This window comes from Sphingomonas sp. 2R-10, from assembly GCF_030062225.1.
Lineage (GTDB): Bacteria > Pseudomonadota > Alphaproteobacteria > Sphingomonadales > Sphingomonadaceae > Sphingomonas.
Genome location: NZ_JASCXF010000049.1, coordinates 1 through 20,947, shown reverse-complemented (window position 1 = coordinate 20,947; position 20,947 = coordinate 1). Strand labels below are relative to the sequence as shown.

Annotated in this window: 21 protein-coding genes, 1 CRISPR repeat array and 2 riboswitches; of the genes, 11 read left to right on the top strand and 10 right to left on the bottom strand. The window is 68.6% G+C overall.

Features of this window, described 5'->3' with window-relative positions; translation table 11 throughout:
* Position 1 precedes the first annotated feature (1 nt).
* From QLH51_RS17660 to QLH51_RS17635, 6 genes are read right to left on the bottom strand one after another with little or no spacing between them, the layout of a single operon-like run.
* A complete protein-coding gene (locus QLH51_RS17660) occupies positions 2 to 979 on the bottom strand; it encodes a type II secretion system F family protein (RefSeq protein WP_125661881.1) in 978 nt (325 codons plus the stop codon).
* 15 nt (positions 980 to 994) lie between these two features.
* Positions 995 to 2,299 (bottom strand): AAA family ATPase, encoded by a 1,305-nt coding sequence (locus tag QLH51_RS17655; RefSeq protein WP_125661883.1) that lies wholly within the window; start codon positions 2,297 to 2,299, stop codon positions 995 to 997.
* Positions 2,299 to 2,946, bottom strand: coding sequence for a CpaD family pilus assembly lipoprotein (locus QLH51_RS17650; protein WP_125661886.1), 648 nt, complete (start codon positions 2,944 to 2,946; stop codon positions 2,299 to 2,301). The genes QLH51_RS17655 and QLH51_RS17650 overlap by 1 nt, the downstream gene beginning before the upstream one ends.
* A gap of 11 nt (positions 2,947 to 2,957) precedes the next feature.
* Complete coding sequence (locus tag QLH51_RS17645; RefSeq protein WP_206429271.1) at positions 2,958 to 4,607, bottom strand: type II and III secretion system protein family protein; 1,650 nt, start codon at positions 4,605 to 4,607, stop codon at positions 2,958 to 2,960.
* Positions 4,607 to 5,650, bottom strand: coding sequence for a Flp pilus assembly protein CpaB (gene cpaB, locus QLH51_RS17640; RefSeq protein WP_125661889.1), 1,044 nt, complete (start codon positions 5,648 to 5,650; stop codon positions 4,607 to 4,609). The genes QLH51_RS17645 and cpaB overlap by 1 nt, the downstream gene beginning before the upstream one ends.
* 44 nt (positions 5,651 to 5,694) lie before the next feature.
* Positions 5,695 to 6,168, bottom strand: coding sequence for an A24 family peptidase (locus tag QLH51_RS17635; RefSeq protein WP_125661929.1), 474 nt, complete (start codon positions 6,166 to 6,168; stop codon positions 5,695 to 5,697).
* Positions 6,169 to 6,215: 47 nt separating this feature from the next.
* Here QLH51_RS17635 and QLH51_RS17630 point away from each other — a divergent pair, with 47 nt between their 5' ends.
* From QLH51_RS17630 to QLH51_RS17610, 5 genes are all read left to right on the top strand, one after another.
* Positions 6,216 to 7,175, top strand: coding sequence for an alpha/beta fold hydrolase (locus QLH51_RS17630; RefSeq protein WP_125661892.1), 960 nt, complete (start codon positions 6,216 to 6,218; stop codon positions 7,173 to 7,175).
* Positions 7,172 to 8,266, top strand: a complete 1,095-nt coding sequence (locus tag QLH51_RS17625) for an NAD(P)/FAD-dependent oxidoreductase (protein WP_125661895.1) — start codon at positions 7,172 to 7,174, stop codon at positions 8,264 to 8,266. Before QLH51_RS17630 ends, QLH51_RS17625 begins: the two co-directional genes overlap by 4 nt.
* Before the next feature lie 73 nt (positions 8,267 to 8,339).
* Entirely contained in the window at positions 8,340 to 9,917 is a 1,578-nt protein-coding gene (locus tag QLH51_RS17620) for an aldehyde dehydrogenase (NADP(+)) (protein WP_125661898.1), read from the top strand.
* Complete coding sequence (locus tag QLH51_RS17615) at positions 9,902 to 10,132, top strand: hypothetical protein (RefSeq protein ID WP_164516231.1); 231 nt, start codon at positions 9,902 to 9,904, stop codon at positions 10,130 to 10,132. The genes QLH51_RS17620 and QLH51_RS17615 overlap by 16 nt, the downstream gene beginning before the upstream one ends.
* Before the next feature lie 80 nt (positions 10,133 to 10,212).
* A complete protein-coding gene (locus QLH51_RS17610) occupies positions 10,213 to 10,380 on the top strand; it encodes a hypothetical protein (RefSeq protein WP_164516234.1) in 168 nt (55 codons plus the stop codon).
* A gap of 492 nt (positions 10,381 to 10,872) precedes the next feature.
* Here QLH51_RS17610 and QLH51_RS17605 read toward each other — a convergent pair whose 3' ends face one another.
* Genes QLH51_RS17605 through ispH form a run of 4 tightly spaced genes read right to left on the bottom strand, consistent with a single transcriptional unit; the run spans position 10,873 to position 13,893 of the window.
* Positions 10,873 to 11,538, bottom strand: coding sequence for a hypothetical protein (locus QLH51_RS17605; RefSeq protein ID WP_125661901.1), 666 nt, complete (start codon positions 11,536 to 11,538; stop codon positions 10,873 to 10,875).
* The gene (gene rnhA, locus QLH51_RS17600) at positions 11,535 to 11,990 is read right to left on the bottom strand and encodes a ribonuclease HI (RefSeq protein WP_125661904.1); all 456 of its coding nucleotides are present in this window, start codon (positions 11,988 to 11,990) and stop codon (positions 11,535 to 11,537) included. Before rnhA ends, QLH51_RS17605 begins: the two co-directional genes overlap by 4 nt.
* Positions 11,987 to 12,940, bottom strand: a complete 954-nt coding sequence (thrB, locus tag QLH51_RS17595; RefSeq protein ID WP_125661906.1) for a homoserine kinase — start codon at positions 12,938 to 12,940, stop codon at positions 11,987 to 11,989. The genes rnhA and thrB overlap by 4 nt, the downstream gene beginning before the upstream one ends.
* Positions 12,940 to 13,893 carry a 4-hydroxy-3-methylbut-2-enyl diphosphate reductase gene (gene ispH, locus QLH51_RS17590; RefSeq protein ID WP_125661908.1) on the bottom strand — a complete coding sequence of 318 codons (954 nt, stop codon included), beginning with the start codon at positions 13,891 to 13,893 and terminating at the stop codon, positions 12,940 to 12,942. Before ispH ends, thrB begins: the two co-directional genes overlap by 1 nt.
* A 158-nt stretch (positions 13,894 to 14,051) precedes the next feature.
* On the opposite strand from ispH, the gene QLH51_RS17585 reads away from it, so the two are divergent.
* The 6 genes from QLH51_RS17585 (at position 14,052) to QLH51_RS17560 (ending at position 20,089) form a co-directional block, all read left to right on the top strand.
* Complete coding sequence (locus QLH51_RS17585; RefSeq protein ID WP_241217990.1) at positions 14,052 to 14,714, top strand: hypothetical protein; 663 nt, start codon at positions 14,052 to 14,054, stop codon at positions 14,712 to 14,714.
* Positions 14,715 to 14,939: 225 nt separating this feature from the next.
* Positions 14,940 to 15,028: riboswitch (glycine riboswitch) on the top strand.
* Positions 15,029 to 15,136: riboswitch (glycine riboswitch) on the top strand.
* Positions 15,137 to 15,198: 62 nt separating this feature from the next.
* The gene (gene gcvT / locus QLH51_RS17580) at positions 15,199 to 16,386 is read left to right on the top strand and encodes a glycine cleavage system aminomethyltransferase GcvT (protein ID WP_125661911.1); all 1,188 of its coding nucleotides are present in this window, start codon (positions 15,199 to 15,201) and stop codon (positions 16,384 to 16,386) included.
* 15 nt (positions 16,387 to 16,401) lie between these two features.
* Complete coding sequence (gene gcvH, locus QLH51_RS17575; RefSeq protein WP_125661914.1) at positions 16,402 to 16,773, top strand: glycine cleavage system protein GcvH; 372 nt, start codon at positions 16,402 to 16,404, stop codon at positions 16,771 to 16,773.
* Positions 16,774 to 16,933: 160 nt separating this feature from the next.
* The gene (gene gcvPA, locus QLH51_RS17570) at positions 16,934 to 18,292 is read left to right on the top strand and encodes an aminomethyl-transferring glycine dehydrogenase subunit GcvPA (protein WP_125661917.1); all 1,359 of its coding nucleotides are present in this window, start codon (positions 16,934 to 16,936) and stop codon (positions 18,290 to 18,292) included.
* Positions 18,289 to 19,863 carry an aminomethyl-transferring glycine dehydrogenase subunit GcvPB gene (gene gcvPB / locus QLH51_RS17565; RefSeq protein WP_125661920.1) on the top strand — a complete coding sequence of 525 codons (1,575 nt, stop codon included), beginning with the start codon at positions 18,289 to 18,291 and terminating at the stop codon, positions 19,861 to 19,863. Before gcvPA ends, gcvPB begins: the two co-directional genes overlap by 4 nt.
* Before the next feature lie 70 nt (positions 19,864 to 19,933).
* Positions 19,934 to 20,089, top strand: a complete 156-nt coding sequence (locus QLH51_RS17560) for a hypothetical protein (RefSeq protein ID WP_164516235.1) — start codon at positions 19,934 to 19,936, stop codon at positions 20,087 to 20,089.
* Positions 20,090 to 20,106: 17 nt separating this feature from the next.
* Positions 20,107 to 20,928: direct repeats of the CRISPR family, unit length 29 nt; unit sequence GGGATGATCCCCGCGGGTGCGGGGGAGGC.
* Positions 20,929 to 20,947: the final 19 nt, after the last annotated feature.

Here is a 20,947-nt window from a genome sequence, read left to right as displayed (position 1 = left end):
ATCAGATCTCGAAATTGACCATCTTGGCCATGATGAAGGCACCGATCCCCATCCACAGCGCGCCCCCGAGGCCCGCGATCATCAGCCGCGGGTCGACGAAGAAGTTCTGCATGTAGGTGTCGTTGATCGCCCAGATCATGCCGAACACGATGAAGGGCAGCGAGCCGACGATATAGGCCGACGCCTTGGATTCGGACGACATCGCCTTGATCTTCAGCTTCATCTGCGACCGCTTGCGCAGCACGTCCGCAAGATTGGCGAGCGTTTCGGCAAGGTTGCCGCCGGTTTCGCGCTGGATGGCGATCGTGATGACGAAGAACTGGAATTCGGGCGTGCCCAGCCGGTCGCCGGTTTCCTGCAACGCGGCGTCGAGCGAGCGGCCGATCTTCATCCGGTCGCTGACCAAGCGGAATTCCTCGCCCACCGGGCCGTCGACTTCCTGTCCGACGACGGTCATCGTCTCGGTGATCGGCAGGCCGGAGCGCAGGCCGCGGACCAGCAGCTCGATCGCGTCGGGAAACTTGGCGGTGAAACGGGCGATACGCTGCTTGATGAAATAGCCGACGAGGAAATGCGGCAGGCCCATGCCGAGCGCGAGGCCGAGCAGGAGGGCGAGGATCAGCGGCAGCCCCTTGAACATCAGGAACAGCGTGACAACGACGACGATGCCCAGCGTCACCTTGCCATATTGCGCCAGCGTCCAGTTGCGGCCGGTCTTCTGCAGGCGCAGCTTGAGCTGTTCGACATTGGGCAGCAGCCGGGCGGCGGCCCGGTCCCCCCTTGTCGTGCCGCGGTTGCCGATGCGGCGCATCTGCGCCTCCATCGCCGTCGTGCTGGCCGACGACGCATGACGTTCGCGCACCGCCAGCAGCCGGCGGCTGCGGGCGCGCTCGCCCGACGGCCCGGAAAAGGCGAGGGCGACCAGCACGAGCGTCATCGCCGCCCCAATCGCCAGCAGCAGGATCGGCAGCATCTCCATCGCCCGCCCCGCGTCCTACTTCTTGGCCCGGGCGGGCAGGCGCGCGCGCAGCCCGACGATCTTGCCGATCAGCGAGGTGCCGCCGGCAGCCTTGCCCTTAGCCTTGCCCTTGCTTTTCGTATCGGGTGCGTCGTCGGCGCTGTTGTCGCTCAGCTGGCAGAGGCGGCGGGCGAGTTCGACCAGGGGCGCGATGGCGCGGTTGCCCTTGCCTGCCTCCGCCATCGGCTTGCCCAGCTTGGCCGACTGTGCCGCCAGCTTGCCGTCGAACGCCATGACGAAGTCGAGCTTGCGTTCGATCGATCCCTCGAAATCCTTGCGGCTGATTTCCTGGCCGGCGGCCGGTTGCAGCTTGTTGGCGATCAGCAGGACGGTGACGTGCGACGCGTTCGAACGGAACCACGACAACAGCCGGATGGTATCGCGCGCCGCCGCCAGCGTCAGTTCGGTGACGATGACCGCGGTCTGCACTTCCTCGATCAGGTGCGGGTGGTTCACCAGCATCGAGCGCGGGAGGTCGACGATCGTGCATTCGAACGCGGCGCGCATCTCCTCCTGCAACTGGTAGAAGGCGCTGCCGTCAGTCTGGATCGGCGCGTTGATCGGCGCTTCGGCCGACAGCACCGACAGCCGTTCGCCCGCGCGCACCATCGCGCGTTCGATGAACAGCCCGTCGATACGGCTGGGATTCTCGATCGCGTCGGTCAGCCCGCGGCCGGGTTCGAGGTCGAGTCCGAGTGCGCCGGTGCCGAAATGCACGTCGAGGTCGAGCAGCGCGGTGCTGCGCCGTTCCTGTTCGCCCATCAGCCACGCGAGCGAGGTGGCGATGGTCGATGCGCCGGCGCCGCCGCGCGTGCCGATGACCGCGATCGCGCAGTGCGGCCGCTCGACGCTGGCCTCGGCCGCCTTCGGCGCGTTCAGCAGCGCCTGGGCCTGCGCGATCGATTCGCGCACCATGTCGGGGTTGAGCGGCTTGAGCAGATAGTCGTGGATGCCGCTGGACAGCAGGTCGCGGTACAGGCGGACGTCGTTGACCTGTCCGGTCGCGATCACGATCGTGCCGGGTTCGCAGACTTCGGCGAGGCCGTTGATGTCGTTGAGCGGATCGCCCGATTCGGACAGGTCGACGAACAGCACGTGCGGGCTGGCCGAAACCGACAGCGTCTGCACGGCGTTGCGCAGGCCGCCCTTCATGACCTTTTCGACCGGCCAGCCGCTGCCGCTGGCGACGCCGCGCAGCGTGTCGGCGGAGTTTTCGTCGCACACGAACGCCACGAACGGGTCGCGTTGCGCCGTGCGGGCGAGGTTGAACGGCGCGTTCATTACTTGCCGCCCCCCGCGCTGCTGGCGCTGCCGACGCCCGCGCCGACCGTGCCGCCATTGCCGCTGGGCAGCGCACGGCGCAGCGCGCCGACCGCCTTGGTGTTGACCATGGTGTCGGTCGTCTCGCCATTGGCACGGCCGAGGACGAGGTCGCCCGGCCGGGCGATCATCGCCGCGAGGTTCGAATTGGTCGCGCAGCCGAAGTCGGACGAGGTGTGCGCGCCGAAATTGGGCTGGTAGGTCCGCGAATTGTCGGGGCATCCCGGCACGCTGGCCGCCATGCGCGACACGACGATGCGGACGGTGCCCGGGGCCAGCGCGCCGGGCGTCGGCGGCACGGTATCGGCGAGCAGCAGCCCGACGCGGGCGGCTTCGGCGGCGACGTCGGTGCGGACCGCGTCATCGCCGCTGCCACCATCGTCCACGCCGATCTCGTCGCCATAGCGCAGGCGCATCGCCTCCAGCCAGCCGGCGAGGCGGGCGCGCTCGCCCGGCGCCAGTCCGGCAGGGCCGGCGGCGACGTCGAACGAATAGGCGGAGCGGGTGACGACCGGCTGGTGGACCGATTCGACGCCGCGATTGGGGGTGCCGGTGCAGCCCGCGACGGCGATCGCCGAGCCGAGCGCGAGGATACGGAGGAGGGTCATCGGAACGTGCCTCACTGGATGCTGAAGCCGGGTGCGGCGGGCTTGGGATCGCCGCCACGCTTGCGCGGCGGCTGCGGGACGGGGTCGGCACCGGCGACGGGCGCGACCGGGACCGGCGCGGTCAGGCCGACCGCCGGCCGGGCGGGCGCGGCCGGCGCCATGGTCGGCACCGGGCGCGGATCGGGGCGACGCTGCCCCGACAGCTGGCCCATCAGCACGCGCTCGACATCGCCGGGGCTGGAATAGGCGTCGGTCGGCAGCGCGATGCGCGACTGGCTGTCGACCGGCTTCACCAGATAGGGGGTGATGACGATGACCAGTTCGGTCTCGTTGCGGGTGAAGCCGTTCGACCGGAACAGCGACCCCAGGATCGGCAGGTCACCCAGGCCCGGTGCCTTGTCGATCGAATTGTCGTGGCTGTTCGACAGCAGCCCGGCGATCATCATGCTTTGCCCCGACCCCAGTTCGATCGTGGTTTCCACGCGACGGGTGGACAGGGCGGGGATGGTGGTGCCGTTGAACTGGACCGAGCCCGCCGCCGAGAGCTGCGACACTTCGGGACGGACGCGCAGCGAGATGCGGCCATCGGCCAGCACCGTCGGGGTATAGGCGAGGCTGACGCCATATTGCTTGTACTCGACCGAGACGGCGCCGAAGCCCTGGCTGATCGGGATCGGAATCTCGCCGCCGGCGAGGAACGATCCGGTCTCGCCCGAAAGCGCGGTCAGGTTCGGGTTGGCCAGCGTCGTCACCTGTCCGATGCGTTCGCCCAGATCCAGCGCGCCGAGCAGTTCGAGGCCGAGCAGCCGTCCGGCGAGGTTGAGCGTCGTGCCGTTGGTCGCCTTGGTCGGGAAGCCGAACAGCGTCCCGCCGGGGCGCCCGCCCGTCGGGAGGAACGTGGTATCGCCCGGCAGCCCCGGAATGGTGGCGATCGTGCCCTGCCGCCCCTGCGCGACGCCGAACAGGAAGCCGCCCGACGTGTCGCGCGACGTCAGGTTGACGCCGATATTCTTGACGAAGTTGCGGCTGACCTCGGCGACACGGACCTGCAGGTTGACCTGCAACGGGGTCGCGAGCTTCAACCGGTTCACCACGCCGATCTTCAACGCGACATTGGGATCGCCCACCGCGACGCCCGGATTGAGCAGCGACGTCACCAGCCGTTCGGCCTGCGCGCTGTCGGCGGGCGAGGCGATCGTGCCGTTGATGACCGCGATCTGGCCGACCGTGGTCACGCGGATGTCGGCCTCGGGCATCGCCGCCTTCATCATGCGGTCGAGCGAGGTCAGGTTCTGCCCGACGCGGACGTTCGCCGCATAGACCACGCTGCCGCTGCTGCTGGTGGCGAAGATGGTGGCTTCGCCATCGGTCTTGCCGAACAGGTGGATCTGGCGCGGGTTGCCGACATAGACGTCGGCGACGCCGGGGTTCGATACCCATACGTCGGCGACGTTGCCGGGCAGGGTGATGAGCTCGCCCTGGCCGATCGACAGCTGCACGTCGGTGGTCGGGCGCATCGTGCCGGCGGGCGGCGTGCCGATGCGTGCGGCGCGGACGCCGCCGGTACCGGGGGCCGCGACGGCGGGTGCCGCCGATCCCGCGACCAGTGCGACCGACAGCGTCGCTGCCATCGACCGGTGAAAGAGCTTCAGACCGCGCATCACTTGTTCCCCCCGACCGGCACAGCGGTCACATCATTCCCGCGGGTGATCCGCACGACCGGCCCGGCCGGCACCGCCGGTGCGGCAGGCGCCATCGGCGCGGCGACCATCGTCGTCCCCCCCGCATCCCCCGATCCCGGCGACGTTCCCCCCGCCTTGCCGGGCACCGAGCTGCGCTGGAACCGCGACACGTCGGCCCCGGTCGAGAAGGTCGAGCTGCCGTCGACCGGGCGGCTCGCGATCTTTTCGAGCGCGGCCTTCTCTGCCTTGGGATCGCCGTTCGCGGGCAGCTGCACGTCGCCGCTGGCGATCGCTTCCTCCAGCTCGGAACGGTTGTCGGCGATCGAACGCAGCGACAGCGACAGCGAGCCGACGGTCTGCGCCACCGCGATCTTTTCCGCGATGCGCGGCGTCGCCTCAACCGTGACGGTCGAATAGGTGGACACCAGCGTCTTGCCCTGGTCGTCGGTATTCTTGTCGGTGCGCTGGTCGGTCGCCAGCACGCGCAGGTTGCGCAGGAACGTCTCCGACGCCTTGAGCGGCGGGCCGTCGCCGCCACCGGCGACCGTCTGCGTCAGGACCAGGTCGACCCGGTCGCCCGGAAACACGAAGCCCGCGACCGCGCTCTGCGCCGAGACCGGCACCGTCACCGCGCGCATCCCCGGGCCGAGCGCCGCGGCAAGGAAGCCGCGGTCACCGGGCTTTACCAGCGACCCCTGCGTGATCGGCTGTCCGGCCGGAATGCCGAAGCGGACGACGGTGCCGACCAGATTGCGCGATTCCGGCATCGATTCGAGGAAATAGGCGTTTTCCACCAGTTCCTTGGGCCAGGGCTGAAACCGCAGCGCGGTCGCGTCGATGATGGTGCCGACCGGCAGCGCCTTGGTGGCGACCATCACGCGCGGGCCGTCGATCGGCGCTTCGGCGGTCGAGGCCGCGGCGATCGGCGTGGAGGCGCCGGCCATCAGGCTGCGCGCCATGAACGCGGTGATGCCAGCGACCACCAGGGCGCCGATCAGCAGGAACAGTTTGCGAGAGTCCATGACGTCGAAAGGCCTTTCAATTCGCCTGGCCGGTTGATTCGCCGTTAAGCATCACCGAAATGGGTTAAGATCGGGTTCGCGATCGCGAGCATGCCCGCGATGGCGATGGCGATCCCGTACGGAATCTCCGGCATCTGCTGTGCCCGCCGCCGCCAGCGATCGGCGAGGAACAGCAGCGTCAGCACGCCGCCCAGCAGCGACATCACCACCAGCATCGACAGCACGGCACCGGGCGGCAGCCACAGCGCCAGCGCGCCGATCATCTTGACGTCGCCGCCGCCCATCTGGCCGGCGACGAATGCCGCGAAGAACAGCGCGAAGACGATCAGCGCGATGCCCAGCTGCCAGCCCATGTCGATGCCCGACAGGCCGTTGGCCCACCACCACGCGGGCGCCAGCAGCGCGATCGCCGCATTCTTCCAGTTCGCGATTTCGCGGGTACGCGCGTCCTCGATCCCGGCAATCGCCAGCAGCACGACCAGCGCGAACGCCAGCCAAGGAACGACCGTACCCCCCATGTCGTTAACCTCTAGACGCAAGGGGTTTCCAAACCGTAACCGGACCCATGGCCGCCCACGCCCTGTACCGCCGTGCGATTCCCGCCGCCGCCGCCATCACCCGCTGGCAGGCGCCCGACGGCTGGTCGCATCGCCGGTTCGACTGGCCCGCGCCCGCCAATGTCCGCCCGCGCGGCAGCCTGCTGTTCCAGACCGGGCGCGGCGACGTGTTCGAGAAGTATCTGGAAGCCTTCGCCCACTGGCACGTCCGGGGCTGGCGCATCACCGCGTTCGACTGGCGCGGGCAGGGCGGGTCGGGGCGCTGCACGCCGGCGGGCGATTGCGGGCATATCGAACGGTTCGAGACCTATCTCGACGACCTCGCCGCCTTCTGGGAACAATGGGATGCCGCCGGGCCGCGCGCGATCATCGGCCATTCGATGGGCGGGCATCTGGCGCTGCGCGGGGTGGTCGAGCGGCGGATCGATCCGGCGGCGTGCGTGCTGGTCGCGCCGATGCTGGGGCTGCGCGCGCCGATCGGCCCGCGCTTCGGCGAGCGCATGGCGCAGGTGCTGGCGGCGATGGGCAGCCCGCTGCGCGCGGCGTGGAAGGGCAATGAGCGGCCGCATGCGCTGAAACCGCGCGAGGCGATGCTGACCCACGACCCGGCGCGCTATGCCGACGAGGTCTGGTGGCACGGCACCGACGCGATGTTGCGCACCGGCCCGCCCAGCTGGCGCTGGGTGACCGATGCGTTCCGCTCGACGCGGGAGTTGCGGGCCGACCCGGCGCTGGCCGATACGCGCGTGCCGGTGCAGATGCTGGTGGCGGAGAACGACGCGCTGGTCGATCCTCGCGCCGCGATCGAGGTCGCCGGGCGGTTGCCCGATGTCGAGCTGCTGCGCTTCGGCCCGGAATCGGCGCACGAGATCCTGCGAGAGGCCGATCCGGTGCGCACCCGCGCCATCGCCGCGATCGACGCGTTCCTCGACGCCCGCGCACCCGTGCCGCAGCGGACCCACGCATGACCCGTCGGCGGGTGGCGATCGTCGGGGCGGGGATGGCGGGGGCGAGCCTTGCCGCCGAACTGGCCGCGACCGATAGCGTCGTGCTGCTGGAGGCTGAGGCGCAGCCGGGCTTCCACGCGACCGGCCGGTCGGCGGCGTTCTGGTCCGAAACCTATGGCGGGCCGCTGGTCCAGCCGCTGACGACCGCATCGGGGCCGTTGCTCCACACCCCGCCCGCCGGTTTCGCCGAACAGGGGTTTCTGCGTACGCGGGGCGAGTTGCTGCTCGCGCGCGACCGGACGGTGCTGGAGCGACTGGCCGCCGATTTCGCCGCTACCGGCGTGCCGATCGCGTGGCGCGATCCGCAGGGCGTGGTGACGGGGCTGCGCGGCGAATGGCATGCGCTATGGTCGCCGGGTTGCGCCGATATCGATGTCGCCGCACTCCATGCCGCCTATCTGGCCCGGGCGCGGCGCGGCGGGGTCGAGCTGCGCTGCGACGCGCGGTTGACCGGGGCGCGGCGGGGCGGCGGGGAATGGCGGCTGACCACCGCGGCGGGCGATACCGTCGTTGCCGATATCGTCGTGAACGCGGCGGGCGCGTGGGCGGATGCGGTGGCGCAGCTGCTGGGCGCCGCGCCGCCGGGCATCGCACCCTATCGCCGGACCGTGGTGCAGGTACGCGTCGATCCGCCGGCACCGGCCGACCTGCCGCTGGTGATCGATGCTGCGGGCGGGTTTTATTTCAAGCCCGAGCCCGGCGGGCGGCTGTGGCTGTCGCCGCATGACGAGACGCCCGACCGTGCGCACGACGTCGCCGCCGAGGAGATCGACGTGGCGCTGGCGATCGACCGGTTCGAGGCGGCGGTCGACTGGCGGGTCGTGGCGGTCGAGCGGCGCTGGGCGGGCCTGCGCAGCTTCGCGCCCGACCGGCTGCCGGTCTATGGCTTCGACCGCTACGTGCCCGGTCTCTTCTGGTGCGCGGGGCAGGGCGGCTTCGGTATCCAGACCGCGCCGGCCGCCGCACGGTTGTGCGCGGCGCTGCTGGGGCGCGGCGACGAACCGCAAGGGGTCGACCCGGCCGCCTATTCGCCGCATAGATTGTCGGAGTAATTCGAGTCGCCATTTACGTTAGCGCTATCAGTCCCTATCTGAACGCCAACGCCATCAGCCCAAGAGGATGCATATGACGATCACCGGTGAACTGTTCCTGGGGTCCAAGCGGATTGCCCGCGACGACCTGTTCCAGGCCTATGATCCCGCCACCGGCACGCTGTTCGGTGAGCAATTTTCGAAGGGCACGAAGGAAGACGCCGAAGCGGCCTGCGCGCGCGCGGCCGAGGCGTTCCCGATCTATGCCGCGCTGCCGCTGGAGCAGCGTGCCGGATTCCTCGACGCGATCGCCGACGAGATCGAGGCGCTGGGCGATGCGCTGATCGAACGCGGCAGCCGCGAAACCGGCCTGCCGATCGCGCGCCTGACCGGCGAGCGCGGCCGCACCTGCGGCCAGCTGCGCCTGTTCGCCAAGGAAGTGCGCGACGGCGCGTGGCAGCAGCTGCGCATCGACCATGCCGATCCGGCACGCGCGCCGGTGCCGAAGCCCGACCTGCGGCTGCGTACGATCCCGGTCGGCCCGGTGGTGGTGTTCGGCGCGTCGAACTTCCCGCTCGCCTTCTCGACCGCCGGTGGCGACACCGCGTCGGCGCTGGCGGCGGGCTGCACCGTGATCGTGAAGGCGCATCAGGCGCATCCGGGCACTGCCGAACTGGTCGCCTCGGCGATCATCAAGGCGGCGGAGCGGACCGGCATGCCCGACGGCGTGTTCTCGATGGTGTCGGGCGCGGGCCAGACGATCGGCACCGCGCTGGTCGCCGATCCGCGGGTCCAGGCGGTCGGCTTCACCGGCTCGCGCAGCGGCGGCACCGCGCTGATGAAGGTCGCGCAGGACCGTGCGCAGCCGATCCCGGTCTATGCCGAAATGTCGTCGATCAACCCGGTCGTGCTGATGCCCGAGGCGCTGAAGAACCGTGGCGAAGCGCTGGCCAAGGCCTATGTCGGGTCGCTCAGCATGGGCGCGGGGCAGTTCTGCACCAACCCCGGCCTCGTGCTCGGCATCGCCGGTCCGGAGCTGGACGCGTTCCTCGACACGGCGGGCGACGCGCTGACGGGTACACCGGCGCAGGTCATGCTGACCGACGGCATCCACAAGGCATATGAGGAAGGCCGTTCCAAGCTGGCGTCGAGCCCGGCGGTCACGCTGGTCGGCGAAGGCCAGGAACCCGATGGCCCGACCCGCGGCCGCGCGGCGATCTTCGCCGTGTCGGGCAAGGACTTCATCGCCGATCCCGCCCATGCGCACGAAGTGTTCGGCATGACCTCGGTCGTGGTGAAGTGCGCGAGCGCGGACGAGCTGGTCGAGGTGCTGGGCAAGCTCGAAGGCCAGCTGACCGCGACGCTGCAGATCGACGAGGGCGATTATGCGGACGCGCGCAAGCTGATCCCGGTGCTGGAACGCACCGTCGGCCGCATCCTGTGCAACGGCTGGCCGACCGGCGTCGAAGTCGGGCACGCGATGGTCCATGGCGGGCCGTTCCCAGCAACCTCGGACGGGCGCACGACCTCGGTCGGGACGCTCGCCATCGACCGTTTCCTGCGGCCGGTATCGTATCAGGATTTTCCGGAAGCGCTGCTGCCCGAAGCGCTGCGCGAAGGCAACCAGCAGGGTGCGCTGGCGCGGATCGATGGGGCTTGGACGCTCGGCTGATCGTTCCCGATGGGAAAGAAGGGGGCGGCGGGTCGTTGATCCGCCGCCCCTTTTCGTTTTGGATACAGGTCATGGACGACGACACGATCATCGATACCCCGGAAGGGCCGAAGCGCTGGGGCGACTGGAAGAAGAAGAACCCGGTGCAACTGCCGTCGCGGCGGACCAAGGGAAAGGACCTGCCGAACAAGGTGAAGATGCGGACGGATGAGTAGGTGCTCATCAAAGGTGCGCGATACTGAAACTGCAGCGAATAAGCTTTTAGCTGTATACAGTGCGCGCTATACGCATCGGTATGCACGACAAGCAGCGCGACAGCGTTTATGACGTCGGAGTAAGGCACATGCTTTGGACGATTGTGGCGATGTTCACGATTGTTTGGGGCGCTCCGTTTGTTTTTTCATTGGTCGGTTTGCGCCCGAATTTGACGGCCGTGGTTTTGATACCGCTCGGGTTGGCCTGAGTGCTGGTCGGCGGCATGCGCTCGCTACTGATTCGCTGTCCCCGCTGCGACAAGTCCGTGTTTATGCGTGGCTTGATCAGCGTGCCATGGCCCGCAAAGCGGTGTAGCCGATGCCGGACCGATCTAACGACCTGTTCGCGTTGATCGGTCGCCGGCTTCGGTGCATCGGTGATGTCGAAAGAGCGTATCGAACGACGGTTGGGGTTCGGGATTGTGCTTCGATACGGGCCTTCAACTTCGCTCGGCCCTACTCAGCACGAACGGCTGGGTCGGCCTCCTTGCTTATCCTAACCCACCCGGTTCGGTTCGAGCAGCTTCGAGCCTGTCGAGAAGCGTCCGTCGAGAACGTGTTTGGGGCAGGAAGGTTCTCGACAGGCTCGAACCGAACGGAGGCGAGGGCGGTATGCGACCTCTTCCCTCGTTCCAGCGGAGCCGCGTTCTCGACAAGCTCGAACTCGACGGGAAGGGTAGGAAAGGAGCAAGAAAGGGCCCCTACCGTCGCCCGGCGAGCCAGATCACATGCCGCGCGCCCTTGGTCCCGCGTGCCCGCACCACCTGTTCGTCGACCGCATAGCCGCAGTCGCGCAGCCGTCTGGTGAACGCGGCATCGGCATAGGCCGACCAGATCGCCAGCACGCCGCCGTCCCGCAGCGCGCGCTTGGTCACCTGCAACCCGCGCGTCGAATACAGCTTGTCGTTGCCGGCATGGGTCAGCCCGTCGGGGCCGTTGTCGACGTCGAGCAACACCGCGTCCCAGCCGCCATCCTCGATCGCCCACGCCACGTCGCCAACCGCGATCCGCACCCGCGGGTCGTCGAGGCACCCGTCGAAGATGTGCGCCAGCGGCCCGCGTGCCCATTCGACGATCTTGGGCACCAGTTCGGCGACGACGACCTCGGCATCGGCGGGCAGTATCTTCAGCGCGCGACGCAGGGTGAAGCCCATGCCCAGCCCGCCGATCAGCACCTGCGCACCCTTCCGTGCCGTCAGGTGCGCGCAGCCGAGATCGGCCAGCGCCTCCTCCGACGCCGACATGCGGCTGCTCATCAATTCGTTGCGGTCGAGGACGATCATGAAATCGTCGCCGCGCTGGACAAGGCGCAATTCGACATTGTCACCGGGCACTTGCGCGGTGTCGATCAGGACGCGCGGGATCATCGCTGCGCCACCGCGGCGTCGCTGGCCAGCTTGTCAGCGCGTTCGTTGTCGGGGTGACCGGCATGGCCCTTCACCCACACCCATTCGATGCGGTGCGGCTTGGCGGCGGCCAGCAGGTCCTGCCACAGTTCGGCATTCTTGACCGGCTGGCGCGCGGCGGTCTTCCAGCCGTTCTTCTGCCAGCCCTTGATCCACTTGGTCAGGCCGTCCATCACATAGCGACTGTCGGTCGACAGGATCACGCGGCACGGACGCTTCAGCGCGTTCAGCCCCTCGATCGCCGCCATCAATTCCATGCGGTTGTTGGTGGTGTCGGGCTCGCCGCCCGACAATTCGCGTTCGCGCCCGTCGGCGGCGCGCAGCACGGCGCCCCAGCCGCCGCGCCCGGGATTGCCCTTGCACGCGCCATCGGTTGCGATCTCGACGCGGGGGAGTTCGGGGGTTTCGGTCATGCGAAGGCGTCGGCGGTGGCGTCGTACCAGTCGAGCCGGCGCAGATAGGCGAGCGGGTCCTTGCGCGTCACCAGCGCGTCGGCGGGCGTGTTGATCCAGTCCCATGCACGCGTCAGCAGGAAGCGCAGGCAGGCGCCCTTCGCCAGCAATGGCAGCGCGGCGACCTCGGCCGTCGACAGCGTCGCCTGCGTGGCATAGCCCGTCAGCAGCGCGCGGCCGATCGCGGGATCGAGCGGCCGGCCCGTCGCATCGAAGCTCCACGCCGAATGGGTGATCGCGACGTCATAGGCCGTGATGTCGGTGCAGGCGAAATAGAAATCGATCAGCCCGGTGACCCTGTCGCCCAGCATCAGGACGTTGTCGGGGAACAGGTCGGCATGGATCGTACCGGTCGGCAGGTCGCGCGGCCAGTCGGCGAGCACCGCGTCGAGCGCGTCCCCGACCCGGTCATGCAGGCCGGGCCGGATCGTGTCGAGATCGGCGGCGCAGTCGGCGAACAGTTTCGGCCACGCCGCGACGCCCATCGAATTGGCGCGCACCGGCGCGAACCCGGCGAGGCTGCGGTGCAGCGCGCCCAGTGCGGCGCCCGCGGCATGGGCCTGTCCGGGCGTCGGATGGCTCACCGACACGCCCGACAGGAACTCGATCAGGCAGGCGGGCCGGCCCTCCAGCGTCTGGATCACCTGTCCCGCCCGGTCGGGCAGCGCGCGCGGCACCGGATTGCCGGCATCCGCCAGTGCATCGGTCATCGCAAAGAAGAAGGGCAGGTCGGCAAGGTCGACGCGCTTTTCGTACAGCGTCAGGATGAAGCGGCCGGTGGTGGTGTCGACCAGATAGTTGCTGTTCTCGACCCCTTCGGCGATCCCCTTGGCCGAGACCAGTTCGCCATGGTCGTAGCCAGACAGGAAGCGCGCGAGCGCCTCCGCCGACACCTGCGTATAGACGGCCATCAGGCGGCTTCGAGGCCGCGCGGCAGCTTGAAGGCGATGGTCTCGCGGGTCATCTCGACCTCGCGCTCGGTCACGTCGAAGCGGGTGGCGATGCGGTCGACCAGTTCGCGCACGAGGACTTCGGGAGCCGAGGCACCCGCCGTGATGCCGAGCGTGCCGATGCCGTCGAGCCATGCGAAGTCGAGTTCCGCGGCGCGCTGGATCAGCTTGGCCGATGTCCCCTCGCGCTCCGCCACCTCGACCAGCCGCACCGAGTTCGACGAATTGGGCGCGCCGATCACCAGCATCATGTCGCAGCTCTGCGCGATCGCCTTCACCGCATTCTGGCGGTTGGACGTCGCATAGCAGATGTCGTCGGCCTTGGGCGCGACGATCGTCGGGAAGCGGGCGATCGTCGCCTCGACGATGGCACGGGTATCGTCGACCGACAGCGTCGTCTGCGTCAGGAAGGCGAGGTTGTCGGGATCGGCGGGGGTCAGGTTCGCGACGTCCTCGACCGTTTCGATCAGCGTCATCTGGCCGACGGGCACCTGTCCGAACGTGCCGATGACTTCGGGATGGCCGGCATGGCCGACGAACAGGATGTGGCGGCCCGATGCGACCAGCCGTTCTGCCTGGCGATGGACCTTCGACACCAGCGGGCAGGTGGCGTCGAGATATTCGAGGCCACGCTCGCTGGCCGCGGCGGGCACCGACTTGGGCACGCCGTGCGCCGAGAACACCACCGGCACGCCATCGGGCACCTGGTCCAGTTCCTCGACGAAGATCGCCCCCTTTGCGCGCAGCGAGTCGACCACGAACTTGTTGTGGACGATCTCGTGCCGGACATAGACCGGCGCGCCGTGCTTCTGGATCGCCAGCTCGACGATCTGGATGGCGCGGTCGACCCCGGCGCAAAATCCGCGCGGGGCAGCGATCAGGAGTTCGATGGCGGGGCGTCGGGCGTCGGTCATGGCCCATGCGCTTACAGCTTGTTTGGGAGCAGGCCAAGGTGTGGCTGGCACCGTCCGCGAAACACGCGATTGCTTGCACGCGCGAAAGGCGGTTCCTATGAAGCGTGACGATCAGGAGGCGCGGCATCGCCGCACCCGTGCATAAGGTACAGATTTCCGTGACCCTCCGCAAAACCGCCGCCGTCGCCACCCTTGCCCCCGTGCTCGCTGTGGCCGCACTGTCGGGGTGCAAGCGCACCGGCGAACTGGACGTGACGCAGGGCGTCGGCATCTCGGCCGTGCGATCGGCCTGTCCGGTCGCGGGCGTGCCGGCGGGGACCGGCGACATCACGCTGTTCGACCCGCCCGCCAGCCGCGATGCGAAGGCGATCGACGTCGTCGCGACGCTGACCAACGTGCGCGCCACCTGTGTCGAGGGGGCGGACACGATCAACAGCGCACTCAGCTTCGACGTGCAGGCGCGGCGCATCAGCACCGACGCCGCGCGGACGGTGACGCTGCCCTATTTCGTGTCGGTCGTGCGCGGCGGCACGCAGGTTGTGTCGAAGCGGGTGGGACAGATCACGCTGAACTTCGCTGCGGGGGCGGCGCGGGCGTCGGCGCAGGGGCAGGGTACCGCGATCGTCGACCGCGCCGCCGCGACGCTGCCGCAGGAAACCCGCAACCAGATCAATCGCCGCCGCAAGCCCGGCGACCAGGACGCGGCGATCGACCCGCTGTCCGATCCGGCGGTGCGGCAGGCGGTATTGTCGGCGACGTTCGAGGCGCTGGTCGGCTTCCAGCTGACCGACGAGCAGCTGCGGTACAACGTCACGCGGTAATCGCGAACATATGGCGCGCGCCCTTTCGTCATCCCGGCGCAGGCCGGGATCCATGGATACGGGCAGCTTCGATGGATCCGCTACGTCGCCTGTTCATGGATCCCGGCCTGCGCCGGGATGACGAACGTCGTCGCGTTGCCCCTCCATCCGCTACCGGGACCGCTTTCCCGATTGACTAATCCCGGCCCCCGAGCCAGAGCTTCGCGCATCGAAGGCTTCCAGCCGACGCCATGCGCGGGAGAGTGCGGAGCGATCCGCCGCCGAAGGAGCAACCGCCCCGGAATCTCTCAGGCAACAGGGACCGCGCTTGTGGCACAAGATACTCTGGAAAGCGTCGCGGCCGAACCGGTCGGACCACCGAAGGGGTAAGCAGGGCCGCGGCCCTCGCGAAAGCTCTCAGGTTCCGTGACAGAGGGGGCGATGGTCGCAAGCGGGCAGGTGCCCGTGCGTCCGTCGTTTGACCCATGCACGAAGGACGCGGCCCATGAGCGACATTGCCCCCGAACCCGCCCACGAACTGCGCGCCGACGGCACCGATCCGGTCGAGGAACTGCCGCCGCAGGTCCTGCCGCTCGATGCGTGGCACCGCGGCAAGGGCGGGCGCATGGTCCCGTTCGCGGGCTATACGATGCCGGTCCAGTATGAAGGCATCATGGCCGAGCATCTGTGGACGCGCGAGAGCGCCGGGCTGTTCGATGTCAGCCATATGGGCCAGTTGCTGATCCATGGGCGGGATACGACCGCCGCGCTCGAGGCGCTGCTGCCGGGCGACCTGCGCATCCTGAAGCCCGCGAAGATGCGCTATTCGCTGCTGCTCGACGAACAGGGCGGCATCCTCGACGACCTGATGGTCACGCGGCTGGGCGATGCGCAGCCGTTCGGCGAGGTCGAGGGCGATGAGGCGTTCTACATGGTCGTCAATGGCGCGACCAAGTATGACGATATCGGGCACCTCCGCGAGTATCTCGCCGACGAGATCACGCTCAACCATCTCGACGACCGGGCGTTGCTGGCGTTGCAGGGGCCGAAGGCGGTCGATGCGCTGGATCGCATCCTGCCGGGCGTCGCCGCGCTGACGTTCATGACCGCGGGCGGGTTCGACTGGAACGGCCATGCGCTGTGGGTCAGCCGCTCGGGCTATACCGGCGAGGACGGGTTCGAGATTTCGCTGCCCGAGGATGCCGCCACCGCCTTCGCCGATGCGATCTGCGCCGAACCGGAAGTAAAGCCGATCGGGCTTGGCGCGCGCGACTCGCTGCGCCTCGAAGCCGGGTTGCCGCTCTACGGCCATGACCTTTCGCCCGACACGACGCCGGTCGCGGCCGATCTGGGCTTCGCGCTGTCGAAGCGTCGCCGCGAGGAAGGTGGCTTCCCCGGTGCCGAGCGTATCCTCGCCGAACGCGCTGGCGGACCGCAGCTGAAGCGGATCGGGCTGATCGTCGAGGGGCGTCAGCCGGTGCGCGAGGGTGCCGAGGTGGTCGACGCCGACGGCAATGTCGTCGGCCACGTCACCTCGGGCGGGTTCGCGCCCAGCGTGCAGGCGCCGATCGCCATGGCCTATTGCCCGCCGGCGCTGGCGGAAGGCGGGGTAGTCACCCTGCGCCAGCGCGGCAAGCTGCATCCGGCGCGCGTCGTGCCGATGCCGTTCGTCCCCCATCGTTACGTCCGTTAAGAGGGAGTTGCCCCGATGAGCCGTTTTTTCACGCAGGAACATGAGTGGATCGAAGTCGACGGTGAAGTCGCGACGGTCGGCATCACCGAATATGCCGCCGGGCAGCTGGGCGACATCGTGTTCGTCGACGTGCCGGCCGACGGCCGCGAACTGACCAAGGGCGACGATGCTGCCGTGGTCGAATCGGTGAAGGCCGCGTCGGACGTCTACACCCCGGCATCGGGCACGGTGATCGAGGGCAATGCCGCGCTGACCGACAACCCGGCACTGGTGAACGAAGACCCGGAAGGCGACGGCTGGTTCTTCAAGCTGAGCTTACGCGACGACAGCGAGCTGGGCGAGCTGATGGATGAAGAGAAATACGCCGCGTACATCGCGCGGCTGTAAGCGAACCGATCTGTCCGCCGGCCTGCGTCATCCCGGCGCAGGCCGGGATCCATGGTCACGGGCCGGCGCGTTTTGAATCGATGACGCCCGTATCTGTGGATTCCGGCTTTCGCCGGAATGACGAATGAGGCCGCCCCCGGGCGGACCAACAAGGACCATCATGCGCTATCTTCCCCTGACCCCGACCGACCGCGCGGACATGCTGTCCGTGATCGGTGCCGACAGCATCGACGACCTGTTCGTCGACGTTCCCGAATCCGCCCGGCTCGACGGGCCGGTGCCCGGCCTGCCGAACCATGCCAGCGAGCTGGCGGTCGAACGGCATCTGTCGGCGCTGGCGGCGAAGAACGTCGCGGCGGGGTCGGTGCCGTTCTTCCTCGGCTGCGGCGCGTATCGCCACCATGTGCCGGCCAGCGTTGATCACCTGATCCAGCGCGGCGAGTATCTGACGGCGTATACGCCCTACCAGCCGGAAATCGCGCAGGGTACGTTGCAGATGCTGTTCGAGTTCCAGAGCCAGGTCGCCCGGCTGCTCGGCTGCGATGTCGCCAACGCGTCGATGTACGACGGCTCGACCGCCTGCTGGGAAGCGGTGACGATGGCGCGGCGCGTGACGCGCAAGGCGAAGGCGGTGTTTTCGGGCGGGGTGCATCCGCATTACGTCTCGGTCGCGAAAACGATGGCGAAGTACACCGGCGATGTGCTGGCGACATCGCTGCCGGTGCTGGATGCCGCGACCGACGATGACGCGATCATCGCATCGATCGACGCCGACACGTCGTGCGTCGTCGTGCAATATCCCGACATCCTCGGCCGCATTCCCGACCTGCAGCGCATCGCCGACGCGGCACATGCCGCCAAGGCGCTGCTGATCGCGGTCGTGACCGAGCCGGTGGCGCTGGGCGCGATCGAGGCGCCGGGCAATCTGGGCGCCGACATCGTGGTGGGAGAGGGACAATCGCTGGGCGTAGGGCTGCAGTTCGGCGGCCCCTATGTCGGCCTGTTCGCCTGTTCGGAAAAGCTGGTGCGGCAGATGCCGGGCCGGCTGTGCGGCGAGACGGTCGATGCCGAGGGCAAGCGCGGGTTCGTGCTGACGCTGTCGACCCGCGAACAGCATATCCGCCGTGAAAAGGCGACGTCGAACATCTGCACCAACTCCGGCCTGTGTGCGCTCGCCTTCTCGATCCACCTGACGCTGCTCGGGGAAAAGGGGCTGCGGCAGTTGGCCGAGGTCAACCATGCCAAGGCCTGTGCCGCAGCCGACCGGCTGGCGCAGGTGTCGGGCGTCGCGCTGATCAACGACAGCTTCTTCAACGAATTCACGCTCAAGCTGCCGGTCGAAGCGCGGCCGGTGGTGCGCGAACTTGCTGATCGCGGCGTGCTGGCCGGCGTGTCGCTGGGGCGGCTCTATCCGAACGACGAAGGGCTGGCCAACGGGCTGGTCGTGGCGGTCACCGAAACCGTGACCGAGGACGATATCGAGGCGCTGGCGACGGCGCTCACGGAGGTATTGGCATGAGTGTGAACCAGAGCGGCTGGCGCCCGGAAATGGGCGAGGCTTCGGCACAGGCACAGGCGACCTTCACCGGCAATCGCGCGCTGATGCTGGAAGAGGCGCTGATCTTCGAGATCGGCTCGAGCGAAACCACCGGCGTCGATATCGACGAGGCGCCCAAGGTCGCATCGCGGCTCGGCAGCCATGCCCGCAAGGGCGCGATCGGCCTGCCCGGTCTGTCGGAGCCGGAAGCGGTGCGCCACTATACGCGACTGAGCCGTCAGAATTATGCGATCGACCTCGGCCTGTTCCCGCTGGGTTCGTGCACGATGAAGCACAACCCGCGCCTGAACGAGCGGATGGCGCGGCTGCCCGGCTTCGCCGATCTCCACCCGCTGGGCCCAGTCGACACGGTGCAGGGCGCGCTGGAGGTGATCCACCAGCTCGCGCACTGGCTGGTGACGCTCACCAACATGGATTCGGTCGCGATGAGCCCGAAGGCCGGCGCGCATGGCGAACTGTGCGGCATCCTCGCGATCAAGGCGGCATTGGAAAAACGCGGCGAGGGGCATCGCAAGACGATCCTCGTTCCTGAATCGGCGCACGGCACCAACCCGGCGACGGCGGCGTTCGCCGGCTTCACGGTGAAGGCGATCCCCGCCACCGCCGAGGGTCGCATCGATACGCAGGCGCTCAAGGACCGGCTGGGGCCGGACGTCGCCGGGGTGATGATTACCAACCCGAACACCTGCGGGCTGTTCGAACGCGACCTGAAGGAAATCTCCGACGCGGTCCATGCGGCGGGCGGATACGTCTATTGCGACGGCGCGAACTTCAACGCGATCGTCGGCCGGGTGCGGCCGGGCGACCTCGGCGTCGATGCGATGCACATCAACCTGCACAAGACCTTCTCGACCCCGCATGGCGGCGGCGGTCCGGGGTCGGGGCCGGTGGTGTTCTCGAAGGCGCTGACCCCGTTCGCGCCGCTGCCCTTCGTCGAGCAGCAGGACGGCAGGTTCGTGCTGGTCGAGGAAGAGACGGCGGGCGAGCATCACGCCGACAGCTTCGGCCGGATGGTCGCGTTCCATGGCCAGATGGGCATGTTCACCCGCGCGCTGTCGTACATTCTCAGCCACGGCGCGGACGGGTTGAAGCAGGTGTCGGAAGACGCGGTGTTGAACGCGAACTACATCTTGCGCAGCCTCGACGATACGCTCGACGCGCCGTTCGGTAACAGCGGGCCGTGCATGCACGAGGCGCTGTTCAGCGATGCGAACCTTGCTGAGGGTTTCTCGACCCTTGATGTCGCCAAGGGGCTGATCGACGAGGGCTATCACCCGATGACGGTGTATTTCCCGCTGGTCGTCCACGGCGCGATGCTGGTGGAGCCTACAGAGACGGAGAGCAAGGCGGCGCTCGACCAGTTCATCGGTGCGCTGAAATCAGTCGGCGAACGCGCCAAGGCGGGCGATCAGGCGCTGAAGTCGGCACCGCACTTCGCGCCGCGCCGCCGCCTCGACGAGACGCTGGCGGCACGTAAACCCGTGCTGGCGTGGAAGGAAAGCGTTGCGCCAGTCGCGGAGGCTGCGGAGTAACCGGTGCCGCCCCGCCAGGGTCAGCGGCGGGGCGGGGTATCGCGCGAGTGGACGGACGGGGCGATCGCCGATGGTGTCGCCGGTTGGCGTGATGCTGGTCTTCGGCCTGCGCCCGGGGGCGGGGGTAGAAAGTGCGTCCGCTGTGCTGGAAACGCTGTGGCTGATGCCCGCGATGCGCACGATCGTGGCGAGCGGGCTGTTCGTCAGCCTGCCGCCCGACGGCTGAGGCTGGGGTTCTGCTCAAGGATGTTTCCCGCGGGTGCGGGGGAGGCGCGCATCGTGAGGGTGAAGCCGCTCCAGCCATGGGATGATCCCCGCGGGTGCGGGGGAGACGCCATCCGCCCCCTGCCGCACCCATGCGCCCAGGGATGATCCCCGCGGGTGCGGGGGAGACTGAAGTTTGGCGGGCATCGCCTCGCCTGCGCGGGGATGATCCCCGCGGGTGCGGGGGAGACACGATGAATAAAACGGCGGCCGGCATGGGCATGGGATGATCCCCGCGGGTGCGGGGGAGACCGGTTCACGACCCCCTGTTAGCGGCGAACGTCGGGATGATCCCCGCGGGTGCGGGGGAGGCCGATTGGGGAGGCTGGGGACTACTGGGGACTAGGGATGATCCCCGCGGGTGCGGGGGAGGCTGTGGACTCATTCCCGGCCATCGCTCTCCGGCGGGATGATCCCCGCGGGTGCGGGGGAGGCGATCGTCTGCATGTGGTCGTCTCCCATTGATGGGGATGATCCCCGCGGGTGCGGGGGAGGCATCACGACCGGGTGAACGACAGCGACGAAACGGGGATGATCCCCGCGGGTGCGGGGGAGGCTCGTCGCCGCCCTGGTACCCGGAATGGGTGTTGGGATGATCCCCGCGGGTGCGGGGGAGGCATGTGCAGCGTCCCATAAGCGCCGCGCTCATCGGGATGATCCCCGCGGGTGCGGGGGAGACTGCTGCTGATGGGCGTGCTGCGGCTGGACGTCGGGATGATCCCCGCGGGTGCGGGGGAGACCTTGGCGACGGTACGACCGATGCGTTCCGCGCGGGATGATCCCCGCGGGTGCGGGGGAGACTGCGGGGTCGGGGGTCATG